The following is a 22,598-nucleotide window of genomic DNA, read 5'->3' on the forward strand; positions in this document are numbered from 1 at the left end:
AATACACGGCGTCCCGGCGTACTCGCCACGAAACCGCTGGCGAACCCGCGGCGGTGCGAGCTGAGTCCCACACTTGAAACGGCTGGTGCCGGAAGCTCGGTCACTTCACGGCACCGGCGGTCAGCCCTTGCGCGAGGTAGCGCTGCAGCGCCAGGAACCCGATGACGACCGGGATGCTGACCACCAGGGAGGCGGCCATCACCTCGTTCCAGTACACCGAGGTCTCCGTGGAGTACTCGCGCAGCCCGACCGCCAGCGTCCGCGAATCCGAGTCGGTCATGATCGAGGCGAACAGCGTCTCGCCCCACGCCGTCATGAACGCGTAGATGCCCACCGCGGCGATGCCCGGCCGCGCGGCGGGCAGCACCACGCGCCACAGCGCGCCGATCGGGCTGGCGCCGTCGATCAGCGCGGCCTCGTCGAGATCGCGCGGAATCGTGTCGAAGTAACCGACCATCATCCAGATCGCGAACGGCAGCGAGAACGTCAGGTACGTGACGATCAACCCGAGATGGCTGCCGTAGAGCTCGATGCCGGTGTAACGGCCGATCGTCGCGTAGATCAGGTACAGCGGCAGCAGGAACAGGATGCCCGGGAACATCTGGGTCGACAGCACCACGATCCGGAAACCGTTGCGCCCGCGGAACCTGTAGCGGCTGACCGCGTAGGCCGCCAGGATCGCCAGCGTCAGCGACACCAGGGCCGCGCCCAGCGCGACGATCGCGCTGTTGATGAAGTAGTCCGCGAGGTCGATCGTCGACCACATGTCGATGAACGGCTCGAAGGTGAGGTGGTCCGGGATCCACTGGAACCGGTCCCGCACATCACCCAGCGGCTTCAACGCCGAGGTCACCATCACGTACAGCGGCACCAGCGTGAACAGCGTCAGCAGCGTCAGGCCCACGACCCGCAGGACGCGGAACCACCTCGGCTCAGGCATCCTTCATCCTCCGCGATGTGAAGGCCAGGTACCCGGCCGTGACGACCAGCAGGAACAGCAGCAGCAACGTCGACATCGCCGAGCCGAGGCCGAAGTTCCAGGTGATGAACGAGTTGTTGTAGATGTGGATCGACAGCAGGTTCGCCGCGTTGGGAACCGACTTGTCGAACAGGATGTAGGGGACGTTGAAGTCGTTGAACGTCCACAGGAACAGCACCAGCACCAGGACTTGGTTCACCGGCCGCAGCATCGGCAGCGTGATCGAGCGGAACTGCTGCCACAGCCCGGCACCGTCCACAGTGGCCGACTCGTAGACGTCGTGCGGGATGGACTGCATGCCCGCCATCAGCACCAGGAACGCGAACGGCCACAACCGCCAGGTCGCCGTGGCCACCGTCGCCAGGAACGCGTTGTCGCCCAGCAGCCAGAACGTCTGGCCGCCGGTGAGACCCAGCCCGCCCAGCGTCGCGTTGACCATGCCGTCGTCCTGGTCCAGCAGGAACTTCCAGATCATCGCCGCGGTGTAGACCGGCAGCGCGTAGGGGACCAGGAACAGGGTGCGCAGCACCGCACGTCCGCGGAAGGAGCGTTGCAGCAGCGTCGCCGCGAACACGCCCAGCAGCCAGGACAACCCCACGGTCAGGATCGAGAAGCCGGCGGTCACCGCGAAGGAGCGCAGCAGCGTGACGCCGACGGCGCTGTTGAAGTCCAGCGCGAAGCTGAAGTTCGACAGGCCCGCGAACGGAGCGTTGAGCCAGTCCCGCAGGTAGAACTGCGTCAGCTCCAGCACGCTCATGTACAGCCCGCCGAGCATCGGCAGCAGGTGCACCAGCAGCTCGAAGCACAGCGCGGGCGCCACCAGCAGGTACGGCAGCAGCCGGCGGCTCGGCGACCACCTGCGCCTCGGTGGGGGTTCCGGCGTCGTCACCGGCCGGGCGGGGGAGGGGGCAGCGGTGCTGGTCAACTTCCGGTACCTCGCATCTTCTGCTCGGCGTCGGCCAGCGCGGCCCGCACGTCATCGGTGGTGACCTGGCGGCCCGTGGCGATCTCGGCGAACAGGTCCCGCATCGCCGAACCCACGGTCGTCTCGAAGTGAGCCTCGGTCGGGATCATCGGTGCCGGTTCCGAGTAGTGGGCCAGCACGTCCGAGAAGACCTCGTCCTTCTCGGTGTGGAAGGCGGGATCGTCGTAGGCGTCGGTGACCACCGGCAGCGTCCCGTACTTCTTGTTCAACGACGCCTGGACGTCCTTGCTGGTCAGGAACTCCACCAGCTTCAGCGCCTGCTCGCGCTTCGGGCTGTCGGCGAACACCGCGACGTTCGACCCGGCCACGTGGCTCAGCGCGGGCGTGCCGCCCGGTGGCAGCGGATCGGGCGCGGGCAGCCGGACCACGCCGTAGGCGTCCTCGGACATCCCGTTGTCCTCCAGCGTCGGGATGACGCTGTTCTGCGCGATGAGCATCGCCGCGTTGCCGTCGGTGAAGTCCTCCGCGGCGCTGGAGGTGTTGCCCTCCTCGGCGTCGCCGGGGCTGACGACCTTCTGCGTCGACATCAGGTCCAGGTAGCGCTGCACGGCGGACACCGCGCCGGGCGAGTCGAACTCGGGCCCGTTGGCCGTGATGAGGTCGACGCCCTCCCAGCGGGCGAACATGAAGGCGAAGTGCGCGTTCTCGGTGTAGCTGGCGCCCGCGATGGTCAGTCCCCAGCGGTTGCGGGCGGGATCGGTCAGGCGCTGGGAGGCGGCGAGGAACTCGTCCCAGTTGCGCGGGGGAGCGAGTCCGGCCTCGGCGAAGAGCTTCTTGTTGTAGAACACGCCGTAGCTCAACCCGTAGAGCGGGAGCGACGTCGGGACCTGGCCCGCCATGCCGGTCGAGCTCATGCTGCTGTCCAGGAACCGCTCCCGGCCGCCGAAGCGCTGCATCAACCGGTCGTCGAACGGGACGAACGCGCCGGTGGCCTGCAGCGACGCGGCCCAGGTGTTGCCCAGGTTGACCACGTCGGGCCCGACCCCGGAGGTGGCCGCGCCCAAGATCCGGTTGAGCAGATCGGACCAGCCGATGACCTCGACGTTCACCTCGATGCCCGTCTGGGCGGTGAACTGGGCGAGCTCGTCGTGCAGGATCTCCATGTCCTGCTCGGCGCTCTTGCCCTGGTTGCTGGCCCAGTAGGTGATCGTGTTGGGGTCTTCGGCCGAGCCCGCGCATCCCGTCAGCGTCCCGGCGAGCAGTGCCGCGATCAGCGACACCGCCGCGAGTGAGCGTTTGATCACGAAACGACTCCTCGGCCTCGTCGGACCCGTCGTTGGGTCCGCCGCTCAAACTAGGGACTTAACCGGTTAACAAGAAGGCCGGTCCGATCTGCGTGACCGATTCGTTACCTTTGGTGCTCTCGTGCTGCTCCGGTCAGCCGAACGCCGGTGCCGCGCCGGTGCTCTCGCGCGTGATCAGCTCTCTGGGCTGCAACCGGGAGTCGTCGGCGACGCCCGTTTCGATCAGCTCCAGCAGCATCAGCGCCGCCCGCGCCGCGGCCGCGCCCACGTCGTGCGAGAAGGCCGTGATCGCCGGGTGCACCACCCGGCACAGCATCGAGTCGTCCCACGCCAGCACCGAAACGTCCTCGGGCACCCGCACTCCGAGTTCCGCGGCCCGCGCCACCGACGCCACCGCCATCACGTCGTTGTCGTAGATGATCGCCGTCGGTGGCCGCGCCGAAGCCAGCAGCCGCGCCGTGGCCGCCACGCCGCCGCCCTCGGTGTAGTCGCCCTGATCGCGCACCAGGGCCACACCGGGACGCTCCGCCGCCGCGCGCCGCAGCTCCCGCTCGCGACGAGCGGTGTGCCGCAGCTGACCCGGTCCCTCGACGTGGCCGATCCTGCGGTGACCCAGGCCGGCGAGATGCGCGATCGCGCTGTCGGCGATGTCGTGCTCGTCGACCCACAGCACGGGAATCCCGGCCATCGGCTGCTCGGTCCCGAAGAACACCGCCGGTATCCGCAGTTCCCGCAACAGCGCCGGGCGCGGGTCGTCGACCCGCAGATCGGTCAGCAGCACCCCGTCGACGCGGCGCTCCGCCCACCACCGGCGGTAGGTCTCCAGCTCGGTGTCCGGATCCGACGCCAGCGCCAGCTGGAGCGAGAAGCCGTGCGCCGAGAGCGTCTGCTCCAACCCGGCGACCACCTGCATGAAGAAGGGTTCGGTCCGCAGCACCTCCGGGGACCGCGCGAGCACGACGCCGACGGTGGCGGCCCGGTCGCTCGACAAGGCCCGCGCCGCACTGCTGGCGCGCCAGCCCATGTCCGCGGCCACGTCGAGGATGCGCTCCCGCGTCTCCTGGGACACGCCCCCGCGGCCGTTGAGCGCGTAGGACACCGCGGCCTTGGACACGCCCACCGCGCGGGCGATGTCGATGATCGTCGGCCGCTTCACGGCGCTACGGCCTGGTCGAGCCGCGACGGCAGTTCCTCGCGCAACGACCAGTCCGGAAGTCCCGCCACCGCTTTTCCCCTCGGGCGCCTGCTGTTCGAGCAGCAGAGTACTGCACGTCGGACGCCGGCGAGATCGCTCAGCGGTCGACGATGGCGGTGATGATCAGGCCGTTCTCGGCCAGCCAGCGGCCGGTGAAGGAGGTCAGGGGTGCGCCGCGGGGGTCGTGGCCCTGCTTGAGCAGGTGGGCGTGGAAGGTGCCGTCGGGGGAGAGGGTGAGTTCGGCTTCCTCGAAGTCGAGCCACTCGCGGGTCAACGGGAACCAGGACTTGTAGACCGATTCCTTGGCGCTGAACAGGATTCGATCCCAGTGCACCGCGCCCGGAAGCGCCGAGATCATGGCTCTTTCGGCCGGCAGCGACACCGCGTCCAGCACGCCGTCGGGCAGCGGCTCGTGGGGTTCGGCGTCGATGCCGATCGTGCGCACCGCCTTGTCCCAGGCGACCGCGGCCGCTCGGTAACCCGCGCAGTGCGTCATGCTGCCCACCACTCCCGGTGGCCACCCCGGAACGCCGCGCTCACCAGGCAGGAGAGGGCCGACGGGCGCGCCGATCTCGGCCAGCGCGGTGCGGGCGCAGTGGCGCACGGTGGCGAACTCGCGACGTCGCTTGTCGACCGCTCGCGCGATCACCGCGGTCTCCTCGGGGAACAACCGCACCTCCGGCGGATCGGTGAACAGCTCGTGCCGCGCGAGATCGTCGGGCAGGACTCGTTCGAGCATCACGACTCCTCCGGGAACACGCGGCGCAGCGGCTCGTCGGGCAGACCCCGGCGCTTCCACTCGCGCGGGTAGCCGATCGAGACCTCCTGGAAGCGGACCCCGTCGTAGAAGGTGGTGCGCGGGATGTGCAGGTGGCCGTAGACGACGGCCGCCGCGCGGTGCCGCACGTGCCAGTCGGCGGTGCGCACGGTGCCGCACCACTGCGCGAACTCCGGGTACCAGAGCACGTCGGTGGGGTGGCGGACGAGCGGGTAGTGGTTGACCAGCACCGTCGGCAGGTCCGGATCGCAGTCGGCGAGCCGCTTCTCGCTGTGGTCCACGCGGGCTCGGCACCACGCGTCGCGGCTGGGGTAGGGGTCCGGGTGCAGCAGGAACTCGTCGGTGCACACCACCCCGGACTCGTGCGCCACGGCCAGCGCCTCGTCCTTGGTGGAGGTGCCGGCGGGTCGGAAGGTGTAGTCGTAGCCCACGAACAGCGGGGCGATCGTGACCGGTCCGCCGCGGCCGGTCCACACCGGGAACTCGTCCTCGGGCGTGACGACGCCGAGCTCACGGCAGCGCCGCACCAGTTCGAGGTAGCGCGCCTCGCCGCGCAGCTGCAGGGGATCCTGCTTCGGCGTCCACAACTCGTGGTTGCCGGGAACCCACACCACCTTCTCGAAGCGCCCGGCCAGCATCTCCAGAGCCCCTGTGATGTCGTCGGACATCTCCCCGACGTCCCCGGCGACCAGCAACCAGTCCTGATCGGAGCCGGGGCGCAGCTTCCGGGCTATGTCCTTGTTCTCCCCAGCGGCGACGTGCAGGTCGCTGATGGCGAGCAGTTCACCAGAGGCCATGATTCCCCGATGCTAACCGCCGAAAACCAGCGTCCCGCCAGGATTGGTGTGGTACGGGAGCTAAGGTGACGTGCATGGGTGGTCATGAGGGCGGGGAGCTGCTCCGCGACTTCCGCCGGCCGGGCCCTGCCGGGCTCGCGGTCCGGTGCGACACGGTTCCGCTGCCCCGATCCGATCACCGACATCGTCGACCTGCGAGACCTGTGCGGGACGGCCGAGTGCTCGTGCGCGTCGCCCGCGTCCCCTCCCTCCACGCCCGCGACGAACGCACCGAGGAGCAGCGAGTTCCCGCCTGCGGGGAGTTCCGGAGGTTTCTCGTGGTTCGAGCGCGGGCGCGTGGTGGTCGTCGTCGAGGGCAAGGTGGCGGACTCCCGGGTGGAGGTCGAGGGGGCGGAGGCGGTTCCTTGTCGCCTGCTCGTTCGGGGTGCTAGAGCTCCGGGAGATCTCGGCGAGCGAAGGGGCTGACCGGTGAGCGCAGGGGAGTTCGAGGGGCTGGCGGCGGTGGTCACCGGCGGCGGATCGGGAATCGGCCTGGCGGTGGCGCGGACGCTGGCCGATCGCGGGGCGAAGGTCGCGGCGCTGGACCTGGATCCGGGCGGGGTTCCGGCCGGGATGCTCGGTCTCCGGTGCGACGTCACCGACGAGGACTCGGTGCGCGCAGCGGTGCGGGAGTCCGTCGAGCACCACGGCGGCCTGGACGTGCTGGTCAACAACGCGGGCATCGGCGCGCAGGGCACGGTCGAGACGAACTCCTACGACGAGTGGCGGCGCGTCTTCGACGTCAACGTGCTGGGCATCGTGCGCACCAGCCGCGCGGCCCTGCCGCACCTGCGCAGGTCGGCCGCCGCGTCGATCGTCAACACGTGCTCGATCGCGGCGACGGCCGGGCTTCCGGACCGCGCGGCCTACAGCGCCAGCAAGGGCGCCGTGCTGTCGCTGACCCAGGCGATGGCCGCTGATCACCTCGCCGAGGGGGTGCGCGTCAACTGCGTGAACCCGGGCACCGCCGACACGCCGTGGGTGCGTCGGCTGCTGTCGGCGGCGGACGATCCGGACGCGGAGCTGGCCGCGCTGAACGCCCGGCAGCCCTCGGGCCGCCTGGTCTCCGCCGACGAGGTGGCGGCCGCGATCGCCTACCTGGCGGGGCCCGCGGCCGGGGCCACGACGGGGACGACGCTGGCCGTCGACGGCGGCATGCAGGGCCTGCGGTTGCGGAAGTGACCGTCCTGGGCGGATCCGGGGTGCGGGTGAGCGCCCTGGGCTTCGGCGGTGCGGTGATCGGCAACCTCTACCGCGAGGTCTCGGAGGCGACGGCGGCGGAGACGGTCGCGGCGGCGTGGGACGCCGGGATCCGCTACTTCGACACCGCACCGCACTACGGACTGGGGCTGGCCGAACGCCGGCTCGGCGCGGCGCTGGCGGGACGGGCCCGGCACGAGTTCTCGGTGTCGACCAAGGTCGGCAGGATCCTCGAACCCGCCCCGAACCCCGGTCGGGCCCGCGACGTGGCGGGCGGGTTCGCGGTGCCCGCGGACTTCGCGCGGCGGTGGGACTTCAGCGCCGACGGCGTCCGCCGCTCCCTGGAATCCAGTGTGGACAGACTGGGGTTGGACCGCGTCGACCTGGTGCTGCTGCACGATCCGGACGAGCACTGGGCGCAAGCGGTCGCCGAGGCCTACCCGGCCCTGCACGAGCTCCGCTCGCAGGGAGTGGTGGGGGCGATCGGGGTGGGGATGAACCAGTGGCAGATGCTGCGGCGCTTCGTCACCGACACCGACGTCGACGCCGTGATGCTCGCGGGCCGCTACACGCTGCTGGACACCTCCGGTGAGCCACTGCTGGACGAGTGCGCTCGGCGCGGCGTGTCCGTGCTGGCCGCAGGCGTGTTCAACGGTGGGGTGCTGGCCACCGACGATCCCGCCGCCCACGCCGTCTACGACTACCTCCCGGCATCACCGCAGGTGGTGGGCAGGGCCAGGCGGATGGTCGAGATCTGCCGCCGCCACGGGGTGGTCCTCCCACAGGCGGCCATCGCGCACGCCGCGCGGCACCCGGCCGTGGCGTCGGTGGTGCTGGGAGCGCGCTCGCCGGAGGAGGTCCGGCGGAATGCCGAGCTGTTCCACGCGCCCGTCCCCGACGAGCTGTGGGAGGAGCTGGCGGCGGCCGGGCCCTGACCGTCCGGCCGCCGCCAGCTCCTCAGAAGCGGATGACCAACCGTCCCCGCGTGCCACCGGCTTCGAGCCGCCGGTGCGCCTCGGCGCCCTTCTCGATCGGGTAGGTGTCCGCGACGCGCAGCGTCAGCGCGCCCTCCTCGACCTGCTGCCGCAGCCGGTCGAGCTTGGCCTGCTCCAACCAGTAGTCGCGGATGAGCACCGCGTGGTACCGGATGCCGCGCTCGGCCTCGGCGGTGAACCCGCGCACCGTGGCGATGCCTCCGCCGTCGCGGACCGCGGCCTCGACCGCGTCGTTGAGCACCGCCGCGTCCACGACGCCGTCCACACCGCCGGGCGCGATCTCGCGGATGCGGGTGGCGACGTCGTCGCCGCGCTCGACGATCTCGTCGGCGCCCAGTGAGGCCACCAGGTCGCGGTCGGAGTCCTTGGCGTCGGCGATCACCCGCAGGCCGTCGGCCTTGGCCAGCTGCACGACGTAGCCGCCGAGGGTTCCGGCGGCGCCGGTGACGGCGAGCAGCCCTCCGGGCGGCAGCGCGAGCCGGTCGAGGGCGAGGCGAGCGGTGAGCCCGTTCATCGGCAGCGTCGAGGCGGCGTCGTGACCGGTCCCGGCAGGGGTGCGGGTGACGGACGCGGCGGGCAGCACTATGCTCTCCGAGTAGGCGCCGTGCGCACCGGACGGGATGACGATGGCCATCACGTCATCGCCGACCCGCAGGTCGGTGTCGGTGCCCTCGCCGATCTCGTCGATGACGCCGGCGGCGTCCATGCCCGGCACGTAGGGCGGTTCGACGTCGCGGTACCGGTCGGGGAACCATCCCGCACGACCGGCGGTGTCGGTCGGGTTGACCGCCGCCGCGCGCACCCGGATCCGCAGTTCGCCGGGGCCGGGATGCCGCTCCGGCACCTCGTGCACACCCAGGACCTCCGGACCGCCGAACTCGGTGAAACCAACGACACGCATGTCGATCACAACCTGCGGCAGGCGGCCGGTATTCCGGCGCGTCAGGCGGATCACGTGAACTAGTCTGCGTTCATGCGGAGGTTCCAGCAGGTGGACGTGTTCACCGACGTCCCGTACTACGGCAACCCGGTCGCGGTCGTGCTCGACTCGGAAGGTCTGACGGACGCGCAGATGCAGCGCTTCGCGGCGTGGACGAACCTGTCGGAGACGACATTCGTGCTGCCGCCGACCGTCGACGAGGCCGACTACCGGGTGCGGATCTTCACCGCCTCCGCCGAGCTGCCCTTCGCCGGTCACCCGACGCTGGGCACCTGCCACGCCTGGCAGTCGGTGCACGGGCAGCGCGACGCGGTGGTCCAGGAGTGCGGTGCCGGGCTGGTGACGGTGCGCCGCACCGACGGCGGACTGGCCTTCGAGGCGCCCCCGCTGCTGCGCTCCGGCCCGGTGGAACCGGAACTCCTCGACCGCATCGCCGCAGCGCTGGGCATCGACAGCAGCGAGGTCGTGGACGCGCAGTGGGCCGACAACGGCCCCGGATGGGTCGCGCTGCTGCTGTCCGACGCCGACGCGGTGCTGGCGCTGGAGCCCTCGTACCGCGACGACCTCAAGATCGGTGTCGCGGGCCCGCACCCTGCGGACGGGCCCGCCAGGTACGAGGTCCGCGCGTTCGCCCCGGGCAGCGGCGGGTGCGTGGAGGACCCGGTCACCGGCAGCCTCAACGCCTCCCTCGCCCAATGGCTGCTGTCCACCGGCCGCACGACGGCCCCGTACACCACCCGGCAGGGAACGGCCCTCGGTCGCGCCGGTCGGGTCCGCGTCGACACCGACGAGCACAACGCCCTCTGGGTGGGCGGCAGCACGGTCACCTGCATCGACGGCACCGTCGAGATCTGAGCCCGCGCTCCGGGATTCGTGAGCAGGGCCTAGCCGTCGATGAGCGCGGCGAGGCCGTCGAGGATGCGGTCCAGCCCGAACTCGTAGGCGTGGTCGGGGCTGTGGGCGGCCCGGTGCTCGGCACCGGCGGCTGCGCCGATGCGGGCGGCGTTGGGGTACTCCGCGGGATCGAAGACCTCAGCCAGCAGGGGTGCGTTGGTGTGCCACCACTGCTCGTCGGTGGTGGCGCTGTCCCGTTGCGCCGCTTCGGATTCCGCCGCCGCGAGCGCGGTGGAGCGGACGAAGTCGAGCACCAGCGTCAGCGCCGAGTCGATGGCCACGTCGTCCAGCCCGAGGCCGAGGAACGCGCCGAGCTCGTGCTCGTACTTGGTGATCAGGCCCGGCCCCAGCGGTGGGCGGCTCGTCGAGACCTTCACCGCCCACGGGTGGAGCCGGTAGAGCTCGCGGTTGCGCGCGGCGACCTCGACGACCCGCTCCCGCCACGGCAGGTCCGCCAGCGGTTCTCGCGGCATGCGCTGGTAGATGCCGTCGAGCATGAGGTCCAGCAGCTCGGCCTTGCCGGGGACGTAGGTGTACATCGACATCGTCGACACGCCCAGGCGTTCGGCGACCCCGCGCATCGTCACCGCCGCGAGCCCGTCGGCGTCGGCGAGTTCGACCGCGGCGTCGACGACCTGGTCGATGCTGCGGCCCTTGCGCGGGCCGCGCTGCGGTGAGCGCTCGCCCAGCTCGTGCCGCCACAGCAGTTCCAACGTCCGCCCGGGATCTCCGGCGCTGCTCCGCTCCACCACCACGCATCACCTCCGTACTATGTACACTGTACGACGTACGGGAAAAGCGAGCAGGAGGGGGTCGGCTGATGCGGATCACGGCAACTGCGGTGTCGCTCAACGTCGAGGACGTGGCGGCGTCGAGCCGGTTCCTGGTGGAGCACTTCGGATTCTCCGAGGTCATGGCCGCAGACGGGTTCACCTCGCTGGCCAGGGAGGACGCCGGGGTCAACGTGGTGTTCCTGCGGCGCGGGCTGGAGTCGCTGCCCGAGGACCAGCGCGACGACCACGCCGCCGGACTGATCCTGGCCTTCGAGGTCGACGACCTGGAGGGAGAGCTCGCCCGGCTGCGGGACGAAGGCGTGGTCATCACCATGCCGCTGACCGTCGAGGAATGGGGCGAGCGGGCGTTCCAGGTCCGCGACCCCAACGGCGTCATCGTCCAGCTCGTCGACTGGAAGGGCTGAGCGGGCACGGGCTCACGCCTCCGCGGCGGGGGCCCGCACCTCGGCGTTCGCAGCGGCCGGTGGGTTGGTCTCCGGTCCCGGCGGACGGCGAAGAACATGAGGACACCACCGATGAGCACCAGCACGATCGGCCCGTACTCGTAGGGCATCAGCGCGCTGAGCCCCAGCAGCCAGAACGTGTAGAGACCCGGCAGGATCAGGCCGAACATGTAGCCGATCCCGTACCCGCTGGCCCGCACGCTCGCCGGGAAGCGCTCGTTGAGGTACACCAGGATCACGCCCAGGGGAGCCGACGGCGTCGCCTTGGCGATCACGCCGAGCAGCACGATGAACCACGCCGGAGCTCCGGCCGGGACCGTGACCGCCAGCAGCAGGAACGAACCCGAGACCGCCACGGTGATCACCAAGGCCGCGCGCATCAGCAGCTTGCGCCGCCCGATGCGCTGCCCCAGCACGGCCATGCCCAGGATGGCCGCGATCGTCACCACCGACGAGACCATCTCCACCGTCGTCGTCAGCTGCGGGCTCACGTCGAGCACCTGCACCACCAGCAGCGTCGGCAGGAACGACACCGACATCTGCGCGGTGAACCAGTAGCCGCAGGTGAACAGGAAGACGCTGAAGATCAGCGCCCGGTGGGTGGTGAACAGCTCCACCACCGGCTGCTTGCTGCCCGACGCGCGCCGCTGCTCGTAGACCGACTCGTCCTCGACGACCTTGCGGTAGTGCATCAGGTACGCCACGCCGAGCCCGAACCCGACGATGAACGGGATGCGCCAGCCCCACGTGAGGAACCCGTCGTGGCTGAAGGACTCCAGCAGCACGAAGATCAGCAGGTTCACGCCGAGCACCGAGGCCGGTGCGCCCATGCCGATGAGGCCGCCGATCCGGCCGCGCCGCTCGGGTTTCGCCTGTTCCAGGGCGAGCGGGATCGGTGCCGAGTAGCCGCCCGCCAGGAAGATCCCGCCGACCAGGCGGAGCATCGCGAACAGGGTGATCGCGCCGTAGCCCATGAACTGGTAGCCGGGCAGCAGCCCCATCACCAGCGTGATGATCGTGAAGCCCCAGCCGCTGATCATGGTGACCCGCTTGCGGCCGATGCGGTCGGAGAGGTTGCCGAAGATGACGCTGCCGATCGGCCGGGCCAGCAGCCCGATGGTGAACAGCAGCGTCGTGAACGTCGCCCGCGCCTCCACCGGCAGCCCCGGTGGCAGGAAGTAGCCCATGGCCGCCGGCAGCACGAACGCCGGCAGGTAGACGTCGAAGCTGTCGACGAACATCGAGATCGCGCCGCCGCGCGCGGATCTCCGCTCGTCGGCCTCGGTGATGGGCTTGCCGGAACCGGACAGCGTCATCGCCGACCTCCCGTGGTTGTGGTGGTGCTCAGCCGTCCAGGCGTGGGTCATGTTGAGCACCGCCGTGCTGCGCCCGGGGAAGAAGAACGCCAGGCCGTCGCGGCGCATCAGCCCGAACTCCTCGGCCCGCGCGGCGAGTCGCGCCGAGAGCTCGGCGGGTTCGGGCGCGTGGCCTTCGCCGAGGTTCTCCACCAGGACCTGCTGGGACCCGTAGATCTCGCGTTCCGGCAGGTGGCAGGGGAGTCCGACCTCCCACGCGAGGGAGGCGTCCCCGGAGGCGTCGACGAACCCGGACGCGGCGACCGACACCTCGCCGAACCGGGTGGCCAGCCGCAGGGAGTGGATCCGCTCGTCGCGCGACACCGACGTCAGCGAGGCGTTGGTGATCACCTGGACGCCGTGGGCCAGCACCGCGTTCTCCACCCACCGCTCGAGCGCCACCTCGTCGTAGTTGACGGTGATGGTGTGCCGGTGGGTGAAGTGGAGGTCGTTGGTGCGGGCCAGATCTCGGAAGATGTCGTCGACAATGCCGTGCGTCAGCTGGCGGTACTCCGGCCCGTTGCCGAAAACGCCGCAGAACAGGCCGATCAGCGAGTTGACCATCTGCCCGCCGAGCACCGGCAGCGCGTCGACGAGCACGACGCGCTTGCCGAGCTTCGCGGCTTCGATCGCGGCCGACACCCCGGTGATCCCGGCGCCGAGGACGCACACGTCGGCGGCGACGTGGTGGGCCACCGGTCCGGACGGTCTGGTGACCACCCGGACCGGCAGGTCCGACAACGGATGCGGCATGGATCACACCCTAGGGAGCTCCTGCCGCGACGCGGAAATAGACGACGACCGGCCCGTCTCATCAACCGGGTCGATACCCGCAGCTCACCCGTCACCCGGACTCGCGACCGCACCGCACAATTGCCCGGCACGACGTCCGTGCCCCGGGAACGCGGCTGCTCCGAGGGGGCGGTGATCGGCCGTCCGGTTGGCGGAGCAGGCAGGAGCGGGGCCGCATATCCTCGCGGGCATGCAGCTAGATCTTTCGGGACGTACCGCGTTGGTCACCGGGTCGACGCAAGGGATCGGGTACTCCATCGCGCAGGGACTGGCCCGGGCCGGAGCCCGGGTGGCGATCAACGGCCGGACCGCCGAGCGGGTCGACGAGGCCGTGCGGCAGATCCAGCGGGACGTGCCCGGCGCCGAGGCGGTGTCGGCGGCCGCCGACGTCACCACCGAGGCCGGGACGGCCGACCTGCTGAAGATCCTCCCGCGCGTGGACGTGCTGATCAACAACCTCGGCATCTTCGGCGCCCAGCCGGCCATGGAGATCACCGACGAGGACTGGCGCCGCTACTTCGAGGTCAACGTGCTCGCCGCGCTGCGGCTCACCCGCTCGTACCTGCCGGGGATGACGGGGGAGGGCTGGGGTCGCATCCAGTACATCGCCAGCGATTCGGCCGTGGTCATCCCCGCCGAGATGATCCACTACGGCATGTCCAAGACCGCGTTGCTCGCGGCTTCCCGCGGTTTCGCCAAGGAAGCCGCCGGAACCGGGGTGACCGTGAACTCGGTGATCGCCGGGCCGACCCACACCGGGGGCGTGGAGAAGTTCGTCTACGAGATGGTCGACTCCTCGCTGCCGTGGGACGAGGCGCAGCGGCAGTTCATGCGCGAGCACCGGCCGCAGTCGCTGCTGCAGCGCCTCATCGAGCCGGAGGAGATCGCCAACATGGTCGTCTACCTCAGCTCCCCGCTGGCCTCGGCCACCACGGGTGCTGCGGTGCGCGTGGACGGCGGATACGTGGACTCCATCCTGCCCTGATCGCGCAGGTGGGGGTGGTGGACCAGCCAGCCCCACATCGCTGCTGCGGCGTCGAACTCGCGCTCGGCGCCGCAGCGGCAGACCGCGCGGATCCTGTCGCCCGGCAGCCACTCCACGCGGTGGGCCAGGGTCTCGCCGGTCGGGCAGAGGGTGTCGATGGCGAGCTCCTGTCGGGTCCGCGATCCGGTCGCGAAGGGCGGGGGAGCTCCACCGTATTGCTGTTGATCTTGACAGTAAACGGCAGAACCGTAAATCAGGGTTCTCCGATCGCGCGCGAGATGGCGCGGGCGCCCGCGCGCACGAGCGCGCTGAGCGCGTGCGGAGCGGCGCTGCCGTGGCGCACGACCAGCGACACCGCGGCGACGACCTCGCCCTTCTGGTCGTGCACCGGCGCCGCCACGGACAGGGCGTCGTCGGTGACCTGCCGGTCGCTGATCGCGAAACCGCAGCCGCGCGTCTCGGCCAGCATCCGCCGCAACTCCGCCGGGTCGGTCACGGTCAGGTCGGTGTAGCGGGGGATGTGCCCGCCGAGGACCTCGTCCTGGACCTCGGTGGGGGCGTGCGCCAGCAGCACCAGCCCGACTCCGGTGGCGGTGAGCGCGAACCGCCCGCCCACGCGGGTGCGCACCGGGATCGCGCCGCTGCACGCGATGCGCTCGACGAAGACGACCTCGGTGCCCTCGCGCACGGCCAGCTGCACGTTCTCCCGGGTCACCGCCGAGAGGTCCTCCATGGTCGGCAGCGCCCGCTCGCGCAGGCCCAGACCGCGCGGGGCGAGCGCGCCCAGTTCCCACAGCCGCAGGCCGACGCGGTAGGCGCCGTCCTCGCCGCGTTCGAGCGCGCCCCAGTCGACCAGGTCACCGAGCATCCGGTAGGCCGTGGAGGGCGGGAGCCCGGCCTCGCGGGCCAGTTCGGTGAGCGTCAGGGCCGTGCGCTCCGGTGAGAACGCGTCGAGCAGGTGCAGCGTGCGGCGGACCACGGGACCGGTGGCGCCGACCGGCTTTCCGCGCCGTGCGGCCATCACAGCCCGATCGTGCGGGCGAGGAAGTCGTTGCCGAACTTGCCGTCGGGGTCGAAACGCCGTGCCAGCGAGCGGAAATCGGCCAGCTTCGGGTACAGCAGGTCCAGGTCCGGAGGTTCGGTGGTGAACAGCTTGCCCCAGTGCGGGCGACCGCCGAAGGGCTCCAGCGCGGCTTCGACGTCGGGCAGCAGCCGCTCCACCGACGCCTGCGCCGGGCGCCAGGTGAAGTGGAAGGCCACTGAATCCGAGCCGTGCGCGGGGCTCAGCCACAGGTCGTCGGCGGCGATGGTGCGGATCTCGCCGATGTGCAGCAGCGGAGCCATCTTGTCGGCCAGCGGTCGCAACGCCGCCAGCGCCGCCGCGCCGTGCTCGGCGGGCACGAAGTACTCGCTCTGCAACTCATCGCCGTCGCTGGGCGTGACACCGGCTTTGAAGTGCGGCAACCGCTCGTGCCACGAGCCCGCGACGCCGAGCTGCTCGGTGAGGTTGTCGATCCCGGTGCCGCGCAGCATGTGCGTGGGCACCTCGGCCGGCCGGGCGCCGAAGAAGTCGGCCCGGGAGTCGTCTCCCACCCGGGCTTTCGCCCAGACCTGGATGGTCTCGTCGAAGTCGGTGAACACGCTGACGCTGTAGGCGGCGGAGGTGATGGCGTCGAACTCGCCGAGCAGCGACTCCCAGTCCAGACCGAGGTGCACCGTGGTGGTGACGTCGAAGGCCGGTTGGACGCGCAGACCGATGCGGGTCACCACCCCCAGCGCGCCGAGATGCACCACGGCACCGGCGAAATCGGGGTCCTCGGGTCGCAGCCGCACCAGCTCGCCGTCGGCGCGCACGAGGTCGAGCCCGGCCACCGCCGCGCTCAGCGAAGCGTTGCGCACGCCGGAGCCGTGGGTGCCGGTGGCGGTCGCCCCGACGACGGTGATGTGCGGCAGCGAGGCCATGTTGTGCAGCGCGCGGCCGGAGGCGGCCAGGTGAGCGGCGAGTTCGCCGTAGCGCATGCCGCCGGGAACCCACGCGACGTCGCCGTCGATCTCGACGTCGTCGGGCAGGGCGTCCAGCGAGAGGTGATCCGCGGTGGTGTCGGCGATGTCGTTGAAGCAGTGCCGCGAGCCGAGCGGCTTGATCCGCTCGGCCTCGGCGACGATCCGCCGCACCTCCTCGACGCTGCGCGGGTGATGCGTCCGCTGCGCGCCGTAGGTGAGGTTCCCAGCCCAGTTCGTTCCACTACCAGCCACGGGGAAACGTTAACTCGGCGAACGCCGGCGGCGGTACGGTCTGCGATCACCGCACCGCCGCCGGAGGGGCTCATGCCGAGACGTTGGCGGTGAGCTTGGCGATCGCGGTGGTCAGCTGCTCGACGACCTCCGGGTCGTCGGCCGGGTGGGTCTCGGCGAAGCGGGTCATCGAGCCGGGGATGCTGAGCTTGACCTCGTCGACGATGGCCGCACCCGCGATGCCCGCGGACTTGCGGGCCTCGTCCTGCGCCCAGACGCCGCCGTACTGGCCGAAGGCGGTGCCGATGACGGCGGTGGGCTTGCCGGAGAGGGCGCCGGAGCCGAACGGGCGGGACAGCCAGTCGATGGCGTTCTTCAGCACGGCCGGGATGGTGCCGTTGTACTCGGGCGCGAACAGCAGGAACGCGTCGGCCGCGCCGGCGACCTCGCGCAGCCGGGTGGCGGCGGCGGGCACGTCGGCCTCGGTGTCGATGTCCTCGTTGTAGAAGGGCAGGTCGCCGAGACCGTCGAAGATCTCGATCTCGACATCGCTGGGGGCGAGGCTGCGCGCGGCTTCGGCGAGCTGACGGTTGTGCGAACCGGAGCGGAGGCTGCCGACGAGCGCGAGGATCTTGACGGACATTGGTATCTCTCCAGGTGAGGAGTATGGTGGTAGTTAATCGGACCGTGGTCCGATTAACTTTGTACCACCGAAGCGGACCGCGGTCCAGTTCCTTGTGGGAGGCGTTACGCTGTGCGCATGAGTGCTGGCACTCCGCGGATCGGGCCGACCGGCGACACCCTGGCCGGGCCGGTCGAACTCGACCTCACGTCCGTCGACGGCGCTCGCCGGCCGCGCGCCGACGCCGTCCGCAACCGGGCCAAGCTGCTCGACGCCGCCGCTCGCCTGATGGCCGACTGCGGAGCCGCGAACTTGACCATGGACGCGGTGGCGGCCGAAGCCGAGGTCGGCAAGGGCACGGTGTTCCGCCGGTTCGGCGACCGCAACGGCCTGCTGCTGGCCCTGCTGGACCACGAGGAGCAGCGCCTCCAGCAGGCGTTCCTGTCCGGCCCGCCACCGCTGGGCCCCGGTGCTCCGGCCATCGAGCGGCTGCGCGCCTTCGGGCCCGCGGTGATGCGCCACGAGCTCGACAACGCGGAGCTCTACCTCGCCGCCGAGCCGCCCGCCGAGCGCCGCTGCGTGGTGCCCGCGCGCGGACTCCGCCGGAGCCACCTGGTGATCCTGCTGCGCATGACCGAGGCCACCACCGACGTCGAGCTCGCCGCCGAAACCCTGCTGGCCTCCCTCGACACCCCGCTGGTGCACCACCTGGTCGAGCAGCGCGGGTTCAGCCTCGACCGCCTCGACTCCGGCTGGCAGGACCTGGTCACCAGGCTCGCGACGCCCCTGCCGTGATCTTCCGCTGGCCGGGAAGATCGATTTGGTGAATCCCCGTTCGCGGTGCGAACCTCCGGCGGCTCATGCGTGAAGGGAGTTCGCCGGTGAACGACCCGGAGTCCGAAGTGCCGCCCCGACTTTCGGGGAGGGGCCGATGAACGCGGTGCCGAGGCGGAGCTTCCTCGCCGCGGCCGGACTGGGCGTTCTCGCCGGGGTCGCGGGCTGCGCACCCGGCGCGCACCGGCCTGTGGCCGCCACCTACCTGACCACGTCCTACGACGACCTCTACCCGGGCGTGGAGATGTTCCTCGGAAAGGCCCGCGAGCTCGGCGGGTTCGACTTCGACGTGTTCCCCTCCGGGCAGCTGCTCGGCGCCGAGGAACTCGTCCCCGGGATGCTGCACGGCGTCGCCGACGTGGTCCTGCAGACCAGCTCGTACGTGTCCTCGAGCTTCCCGATCCTCGGATCGCTGGAACTGCCCTTCACCACCGAGGACTTCGACCGCTACCTGCGCGCCTGCGACCCCGACAGCGAGGTGTCCCGGCTGATCAACCAGGGGCTGACCGGTCAGAACATGCGGATGCTCGGCGGCATGGCCACCGGGTTCGAATACCTCTGGACCATCGACAAGCCCATCCGCACACCGGAGGACGTGCGCGGCCTGCGGCTGCGGGTCGCCGGTGAGATCGAGGGCGAGACGGTCAAGGCGCTCGGCGGAGCACCGGTCTTCCTCGGATCCGCCGAGCTCTACCAGGCGCTGGAACGCGGCACGATCGACGGGATGATGAGCTACCTCGGCACCGTGGTCTCCCGCGACCTGCAGGAGATCCTGCGCTACGGCACCGCGGCCCACTTCGGCGCGTACACCGTGGACGCCTACTGCCGCAACGACTGGTACGAGGCGCTCGCGCCGCGACAGCGCCACGCGCTCGACGAAGCCGGACGGGTGCTCTTCCGCGACGGCACCGCGAAGCTCGTCGACGTCCACGAGCACGAGTACCTGCCCGCCGTGCGCGATGCCGGCGTCGAGCTCATCGAGCTCGACGAGGCGCGGCTGCGGCCCTTCCGCGACGCCGTGTCGGCCGTGCACGAGCGCTGGCGCGCCCTGCTGGGCGACCCGGCCGCCGCGCAACGGGCGCTCCAGCTCATCCGCGACGCCTGAGGAGCGACGATGCTGAACCACCTCCGCCGCATCGTGCTGATCGGCACCCGGTCCATGGCGGTGCTGGCCATGATCACCATCGGGCTGATGATGCTGTCCATCAGCTACGACGTCATCGCCCGCTACGCCTTCCGCGCGCCCACCGACTGGGCCTACCCGCTCAACTCCAGCGCGGTGCTGGCCGTGACGGTGCTGGCCGTCCCGCACCTGTACGCCACCGGCCACCACATCTCGATGGACCTCGTGCACCGCTCGCTGTCGCCGACGCTGCGAAAGATCGCCGACGCGGTGACGGCGACAGCGGCCGCGCTGCTCGGACTGGTGCTGGCCGTCACCGGCTTCCGGTCCATGGTGCTGTCCTACGCCCACGGGCTCACCGGTTCCGGCACGTTCAGCGTTCCACTGTGGATACCGGACCTGATCCTCGGCGCGGCCGGAGCGTTCCTGCTGCTCGTGGCGCTGCTGTTCCCGCCGCACGCCGAACCGGAGCTCGCCGCGACCGCCGCGGGCGCCGACACCGCACAGGACGGAGCGAACGCGTGATCCTCTCCCACGGGCTCATCGTGGTGCTGGCGGTCGTGCTGCTGCTGGTGCTGATCGCGGTGCGCACACCGATCTTCATCGCCCTGTCGGTCTCCGGCATCGGCGGGCTGCTGTGCCTGTCCGGGTTCGGCGGGCTGAAACTGGTGCCGCTGGCGATGGGCGCCCAGCTGCAGGAGTACGCGCTGGTCGCGGCACCGCTGTACATCCTGCTCGGCGAAGCGCTGGCCGTCACCGGACTCGGGCGCGACCTGTTCGGAGCCGCGCACCGCTGGTTCACCCGCGTGCCGGGCGGGCTCGGCGCTTCGGCCATCGCGTCCTCGACGCTGTTCGGCGCGATGTCGGGGGTCAGCATCTCCTCGGTGGCGCTCATCGGGCGGATGGCCGTGCCCGAGATGCTCTCGCGCGGCTACAAACCGGGTTTCGCCGCCGGTTCGGTGGCGGCGTCCGGCGCGCTGGCGATGCTCATCCCGCCGAGCCTGATGTTCATCCTCTACGCCTCGGTCACCGGCGAGAGCGTCGCCGCGCTGTTCGCCGGCGGCATCGTTCCCGGACTGCTGCTCGCCGCGCTGATGATCGGCTACGTCGTGGTGCGCGCGAAGCTCAACCCCGACAGCGCACCCCGCGACGGCGAGCGGTTCAGCTGGCGGGAGCGCTGGGCGGCCATCGGCAAGATCACGCCGGCGCTGGTGCTCATCGCGCTGGTGCTCGGCTCGATCTACACCGGGTTCGCCACGCCCACCGAGGCCGCGGCGATCGGCGCGCTGCTGGCGTTCGCGATGACCGGGCTGGTGTACCGGAAGCTGGGGTGGCAGAACCTCAAGCTCATCTTCGCCTCGACGGCCACCGTGTCGGCGGCGATGCTGGCCATCGTCGGCTCGGCGTTCGTGTTCACCCAGATGCTGGTCGTGGCGCGGGTTCCCGAGGCACTCACCGATTTCGTGGTGGGCCTGGACGTGCACCCCTACGTGGTGCTGATCGGGATCATGCTGGTGCTGATCCTGCTGGGCTGCCTGGTGGACGCCGCGTCGCTGCTGCTGGTGGTGACGCCGATCCTGGTCCCGGCCATCGAGGAGCTCGGCTTCGACCCGCTGTGGTTCGGCGTGCTGCTGGTGGTGAACCTGGAGCTGGCGGTGATCACCCCGCCGGTCGGGCTGAACCTCTACACGATGAAGTCGGTGGTCCCGGAGCTCGACCTCGGCGACATCTTCCGAGGCATCGCCCCTTACCTGGCCATCGAGTTCGCCCTGATCCTGCTGATGATCGCCGTCCCCGGAACGGCCACCTACCTGCCCAGCGTCATCACTTAGCTCGTCCTCGTCGCCGGGGTCGTTCCGGACCGGACCCGCCCGCTGTCCTGGACGGGTCGCGAGGTCGGAGCCACTGCGGACGGCTGGAGCCTCGGGGGAGGAGCACGTCGCGGTAGTGGCCCGGGGTCGCCGTCATGCGGACCTGGTCCGTGACGCCCTGGTAGCGGCCCAGCGGCGTGTCCGCGGTGAAGGTCTCGGGGTCCAGGTACGCGTGCTGCTCGCCGCGCCCGGCGACCTCGAAGGCGTAGGAGCGGTCGAAGACCCCGAGGCTCAGGATCCACAGGGCAGCGCGGGTCAGCGAGACGTGGACCCGCCAGCTGCCGCCTTCGGTGGCGCGCCGCGTCAGGGCCGCGGTGATCCCGGCGGTGAGCAGCCAGGACACGATGTAGTCGTTGACCACCAGGATCGGCGGGAGCATCGGCCTTGTGCCGTCGCCCTCCAGGTTCATCATCCCGACCAGGCTGCCCGCGGTCTGGTCGAAACCCACCCGGTCGGCCCACGGTCCGCGCTCGCCGTTGAGCGTGGTGGTCGCGTGCACGATCCCGGGCCGCAGCTCGGCGGCCTCGGCGGGCGAGAGCCCGATCTCGTCGAGGTAGCCCGGACGCCGGTTGGCGTAGAAGACGTCCGCACCGGCCAGCAGCTCGGCGACCGCGTGACGGTGCTCGCGGGGGTCGATCGTCGCCGAGCGCACGCCCACGTTGGCGCTCATGTAGGCGCCCTCGTGCTCGAACTCGCCCGGCCGCCACAGGTTCAGCACGTCCGCGCCGTGCAGCGCGAGCGCACGACCCGTCCCGGCCCCGGCGATGACGTGCCCCATGCCCAGCGCGCGGACGCCCGACAGCGGCTGTTCGACGCCCGGCGCCGGGGCTTCGGGTTCGGCGTCGCCGATGCGCTCGATCTCCACCAGCGGCATCTCGGCGAAGTGCTCGGTGTGCTGCGGTTCGGTGAGGACCTCCTCGGCGCTGCGCAGCATCGGCATCACGACACCGGCTTCGGCCCCGGCCTCTTCGAGGTCGCGGGCGTTCCACCGGCCGGTGGCCGCCGCCACCGCCTCGGAGTCCTCCGGCACGCCGAGCAACCGCTGCGCGCCGGCCTTGATCTTCGGGTACAGGTTGAGCGGCATCACCCAGCGGTCATCGGCGGTGGGGTAGAAGCGAAACCCGAAGGCCTGGTTGGGATCTCCGGCACCGGGGTAGCCGTTGAGCAGCTCCCACTTCCGGTCGTAGAACGGGCACAACCGGTGCGGCGCGGTGCGCAGGTCGACCTCGATGTCCTGCCCCTCGCCGCCGCGCAGCCGCCACAACCGCGCGATCGCCGCGGACTTGGCCGCGAGGGTGATCGCCGCCGCTCCGCCCAGCCGAAGCGTGCTCGGCACGACCGGATCCGCGCCCGGGAACCGCACCTGCCCTCCGGTGTCGGCCGGGCTCATCCCGATCCCGGCCAGGACTTCGGTCAGCTCGGCGTGGACGTCGAAGTCGTCGTCGGTGCGGGGCGCGGTCACGGCTTTGGCGATCCGGTCGGTCAGCGTCACGATTCG

At 70.9% G+C, this 22,598-nt stretch carries 21 protein-coding genes and 1 pseudogene; 9 read left to right on the forward strand and 13 right to left on the reverse strand.

Annotated elements, in window-relative coordinates:
• Positions 1 to 100 precede the first annotated feature (100 nt).
• The 6 genes from KBO27_RS08425 to KBO27_RS08450 all read right to left on the reverse strand — a co-directional run bounded on the left by KBO27_RS08425 (position 101) and on the right by KBO27_RS08450 (position 5,978).
• The gene (locus tag KBO27_RS08425) at positions 101 to 940 is read right to left on the reverse strand and encodes a carbohydrate ABC transporter permease (protein WP_210969415.1); all 840 of its coding nucleotides are present in this window, start codon (positions 938 to 940) and stop codon (positions 101 to 103) included.
• Positions 933 to 1,904, reverse strand: a complete 972-nt coding sequence (locus KBO27_RS08430) for a carbohydrate ABC transporter permease (RefSeq protein ID WP_246536593.1) — start codon at positions 1,902 to 1,904, stop codon at positions 933 to 935. Before KBO27_RS08430 ends, KBO27_RS08425 begins: the two co-directional genes overlap by 8 nt.
• Positions 1,901 to 3,208 carry an ABC transporter substrate-binding protein gene (locus tag KBO27_RS08435; RefSeq protein WP_210969416.1) on the reverse strand — a complete coding sequence of 436 codons (1,308 nt, stop codon included), beginning with the start codon at positions 3,206 to 3,208 and terminating at the stop codon, positions 1,901 to 1,903. The genes KBO27_RS08430 and KBO27_RS08435 overlap by 4 nt, the downstream gene beginning before the upstream one ends.
• A gap of 133 nt (positions 3,209 to 3,341) precedes the next feature.
• Positions 3,342 to 4,364, reverse strand: a complete 1,023-nt coding sequence (locus tag KBO27_RS08440; RefSeq protein WP_210969417.1) for a LacI family DNA-binding transcriptional regulator — start codon at positions 4,362 to 4,364, stop codon at positions 3,342 to 3,344.
• Between the two features lie 136 nt (positions 4,365 to 4,500).
• Positions 4,501 to 5,142 carry a 4'-phosphopantetheinyl transferase family protein gene (locus KBO27_RS08445; RefSeq protein WP_210969418.1) on the reverse strand — a complete coding sequence of 214 codons (642 nt, stop codon included), beginning with the start codon at positions 5,140 to 5,142 and terminating at the stop codon, positions 4,501 to 4,503.
• Positions 5,142 to 5,978, reverse strand: coding sequence for a metallophosphoesterase family protein (locus KBO27_RS08450; RefSeq protein ID WP_210969419.1), 837 nt, complete (start codon positions 5,976 to 5,978; stop codon positions 5,142 to 5,144). The genes KBO27_RS08445 and KBO27_RS08450 overlap by 1 nt, the downstream gene beginning before the upstream one ends.
• Before the next feature lie 468 nt (positions 5,979 to 6,446).
• Between KBO27_RS08450 and KBO27_RS08455 the strand changes: the two genes are divergently transcribed.
• Entirely contained in the window at positions 6,447 to 7,199 is a 753-nt protein-coding gene (locus KBO27_RS08455; RefSeq protein ID WP_210969420.1) for an SDR family NAD(P)-dependent oxidoreductase, read from the forward strand.
• A complete protein-coding gene (locus KBO27_RS08460) occupies positions 7,196 to 8,152 on the forward strand; it encodes an aldo/keto reductase (protein WP_307870296.1) in 957 nt (318 codons plus the stop codon). Before KBO27_RS08455 ends, KBO27_RS08460 begins: the two co-directional genes overlap by 4 nt.
• A 22-nt stretch (positions 8,153 to 8,174) precedes the next feature.
• Here the strand turns inward: KBO27_RS08460 and KBO27_RS08465 are convergent, their stop codons facing one another.
• Positions 8,175 to 9,113 (reverse strand): NADP-dependent oxidoreductase, encoded by a 939-nt coding sequence (locus KBO27_RS08465; RefSeq protein WP_210969421.1) that lies wholly within the window; start codon positions 9,111 to 9,113, stop codon positions 8,175 to 8,177.
• 72 nt (positions 9,114 to 9,185) lie between these two features.
• Between KBO27_RS08465 and KBO27_RS08470 the strand changes: the two genes are divergently transcribed.
• Entirely contained in the window at positions 9,186 to 10,007 is an 822-nt protein-coding gene (locus KBO27_RS08470; RefSeq protein WP_210969422.1) for a PhzF family phenazine biosynthesis protein, read from the forward strand.
• A 29-nt stretch (positions 10,008 to 10,036) separates the two neighbouring features.
• On the opposite strand, the gene KBO27_RS08475 is transcribed toward KBO27_RS08470, so the two are convergent.
• Complete coding sequence (locus tag KBO27_RS08475) at positions 10,037 to 10,627, reverse strand: TetR/AcrR family transcriptional regulator C-terminal domain-containing protein (protein ID WP_307870338.1); 591 nt, start codon at positions 10,625 to 10,627, stop codon at positions 10,037 to 10,039.
• Positions 10,628 to 10,866: 239 nt separating this feature from the next.
• Here KBO27_RS08475 and KBO27_RS08480 point away from each other — a divergent pair, with 239 nt between their 5' ends.
• A complete protein-coding gene (locus KBO27_RS08480) occupies positions 10,867 to 11,244 on the forward strand; it encodes a VOC family protein (protein WP_210969424.1) in 378 nt (125 codons plus the stop codon).
• 71 nt (positions 11,245 to 11,315) lie between these two features.
• On the opposite strand, the pseudogene KBO27_RS33500 reads toward KBO27_RS08480, so the two are convergent.
• Positions 11,316 to 13,391, reverse strand: a pseudogene (locus KBO27_RS33500) (MFS transporter); the annotation flags it as partial.
• A 229-nt stretch (positions 13,392 to 13,620) separates the two neighbouring features.
• Here KBO27_RS33500 and KBO27_RS08495 point away from each other — a divergent pair.
• Positions 13,621 to 14,415, forward strand: coding sequence for an SDR family NAD(P)-dependent oxidoreductase (locus KBO27_RS08495; protein ID WP_210969425.1), 795 nt, complete (start codon positions 13,621 to 13,623; stop codon positions 14,413 to 14,415).
• Positions 14,416 to 14,668: 253 nt separating this feature from the next.
• Here the strand turns inward: KBO27_RS08495 and KBO27_RS08500 are convergent, their stop codons facing one another.
• The 3 genes from KBO27_RS08500 to KBO27_RS08510 all read right to left on the reverse strand — a co-directional run bounded on the left by KBO27_RS08500 (position 14,669) and on the right by KBO27_RS08510 (position 17,293).
• The gene (locus tag KBO27_RS08500; protein ID WP_210969800.1) at positions 14,669 to 15,436 is read right to left on the reverse strand and encodes an IclR family transcriptional regulator; all 768 of its coding nucleotides are present in this window, start codon (positions 15,434 to 15,436) and stop codon (positions 14,669 to 14,671) included.
• A complete protein-coding gene (locus KBO27_RS08505; protein ID WP_210969426.1) occupies positions 15,436 to 16,671 on the reverse strand; it encodes a D-arabinono-1,4-lactone oxidase in 1,236 nt (411 codons plus the stop codon). Before KBO27_RS08505 ends, KBO27_RS08500 begins: the two co-directional genes overlap by 1 nt.
• Positions 16,672 to 16,741: 70 nt before the next feature.
• Positions 16,742 to 17,293 (reverse strand): NADPH-dependent FMN reductase, encoded by a 552-nt coding sequence (locus KBO27_RS08510; protein ID WP_210969427.1) that lies wholly within the window; start codon positions 17,291 to 17,293, stop codon positions 16,742 to 16,744.
• Between the two features lie 117 nt (positions 17,294 to 17,410).
• Here KBO27_RS08510 and KBO27_RS08515 point away from each other — a divergent pair, with 117 nt between their 5' ends.
• The 4 genes from KBO27_RS08515 (at position 17,411) to KBO27_RS08530 (ending at position 21,061) form a co-directional block, all read left to right on the forward strand.
• Complete coding sequence (locus KBO27_RS08515; RefSeq protein ID WP_210969428.1) at positions 17,411 to 18,067, forward strand: TetR/AcrR family transcriptional regulator; 657 nt, start codon at positions 17,411 to 17,413, stop codon at positions 18,065 to 18,067.
• A gap of 136 nt (positions 18,068 to 18,203) precedes the next feature.
• Positions 18,204 to 19,211 (forward strand): TRAP transporter substrate-binding protein, encoded by a 1,008-nt coding sequence (locus tag KBO27_RS08520; RefSeq protein WP_210969429.1) that lies wholly within the window; start codon positions 18,204 to 18,206, stop codon positions 19,209 to 19,211.
• A 9-nt stretch (positions 19,212 to 19,220) separates the two neighbouring features.
• Positions 19,221 to 19,754: a TRAP transporter small permease gene (locus tag KBO27_RS08525; protein ID WP_210969430.1), complete on the forward strand. Its 534-nt coding sequence runs from the start codon at positions 19,221 to 19,223 to the stop codon at positions 19,752 to 19,754.
• Positions 19,751 to 21,061 carry a TRAP transporter large permease gene (locus KBO27_RS08530; protein WP_210969431.1) on the forward strand — a complete coding sequence of 437 codons (1,311 nt, stop codon included), beginning with the start codon at positions 19,751 to 19,753 and terminating at the stop codon, positions 21,059 to 21,061. The genes KBO27_RS08525 and KBO27_RS08530 overlap by 4 nt, the downstream gene beginning before the upstream one ends.
• Here KBO27_RS08530 and KBO27_RS08535 read toward each other — a convergent pair.
• Entirely contained in the window at positions 21,054 to 22,592 is a 1,539-nt protein-coding gene (locus KBO27_RS08535) for a CoA transferase (RefSeq protein WP_210969432.1), read from the reverse strand. The two genes, KBO27_RS08530 and KBO27_RS08535, sit on opposite strands and share 8 nt — an antisense overlap.
• Positions 22,593 to 22,598 lie beyond the last annotated feature (6 nt).

Origin of the sequence: Saccharopolyspora endophytica (assembly GCF_018070075.1) — a bacterium.
GTDB classification, from domain to species: domain Bacteria; phylum Actinomycetota; class Actinomycetes; order Mycobacteriales; family Pseudonocardiaceae; genus Saccharopolyspora; species Saccharopolyspora endophytica.

What these genes read in the sequence shown, in the direction of transcription:
- KBO27_RS08425 (WP_210969415.1), bottom strand. Translation starts at nt 940, where the DNA reads ATGCCTGAGCCGAGGTGGTTCCGCGTCCTGCGGGTCGTGGGCCTGACG.
- KBO27_RS08445 (WP_210969418.1), bottom strand. Translation starts at nt 5,142, where the DNA reads ATGCTCGAACGAGTCCTGCCCGACGATCTCGCGCGGCACGAGCTGTTC.
- KBO27_RS08450 (WP_210969419.1), bottom strand. Translation starts at nt 5,978, where the DNA reads ATGGCCTCTGGTGAACTGCTCGCCATCAGCGACCTGCACGTCGCCGCT.
- KBO27_RS08465 (WP_210969421.1), bottom strand. Translation starts at nt 9,113, where the DNA reads ATGCGTGTCGTTGGTTTCACCGAGTTCGGCGGTCCGGAGGTCCTGGGT.
- KBO27_RS08470 (WP_210969422.1), top strand. Translation starts at nt 9,186, where the DNA reads ATGCGGAGGTTCCAGCAGGTGGACGTGTTCACCGACGTCCCGTACTAC.
- KBO27_RS08475 (WP_307870338.1), bottom strand. Translation starts at nt 10,627, where the DNA reads ATGCGCGGGGTCGCCGAACGCCTGGGCGTGTCGACGATGTCGATGTAC.
- KBO27_RS08480 (WP_210969424.1), top strand. Translation starts at nt 10,867, where the DNA reads ATGCGGATCACGGCAACTGCGGTGTCGCTCAACGTCGAGGACGTGGCG.
- KBO27_RS08495 (WP_210969425.1), top strand. Translation starts at nt 13,621, where the DNA reads ATGCAGCTAGATCTTTCGGGACGTACCGCGTTGGTCACCGGGTCGACG.
- KBO27_RS08500 (WP_210969800.1), bottom strand. Translation starts at nt 15,436, where the DNA reads ATGGCCGCACGGCGCGGAAAGCCGGTCGGCGCCACCGGTCCCGTGGTC.
- KBO27_RS08510 (WP_210969427.1), bottom strand. Translation starts at nt 17,293, where the DNA reads ATGTCCGTCAAGATCCTCGCGCTCGTCGGCAGCCTCCGCTCCGGTTCG.
- KBO27_RS08515 (WP_210969428.1), top strand. Translation starts at nt 17,411, where the DNA reads ATGAGTGCTGGCACTCCGCGGATCGGGCCGACCGGCGACACCCTGGCC.
- KBO27_RS08520 (WP_210969429.1), top strand. Translation starts at nt 18,204, where the DNA reads ATGAACGCGGTGCCGAGGCGGAGCTTCCTCGCCGCGGCCGGACTGGGC.
- KBO27_RS08525 (WP_210969430.1), top strand. Translation starts at nt 19,221, where the DNA reads ATGCTGAACCACCTCCGCCGCATCGTGCTGATCGGCACCCGGTCCATG.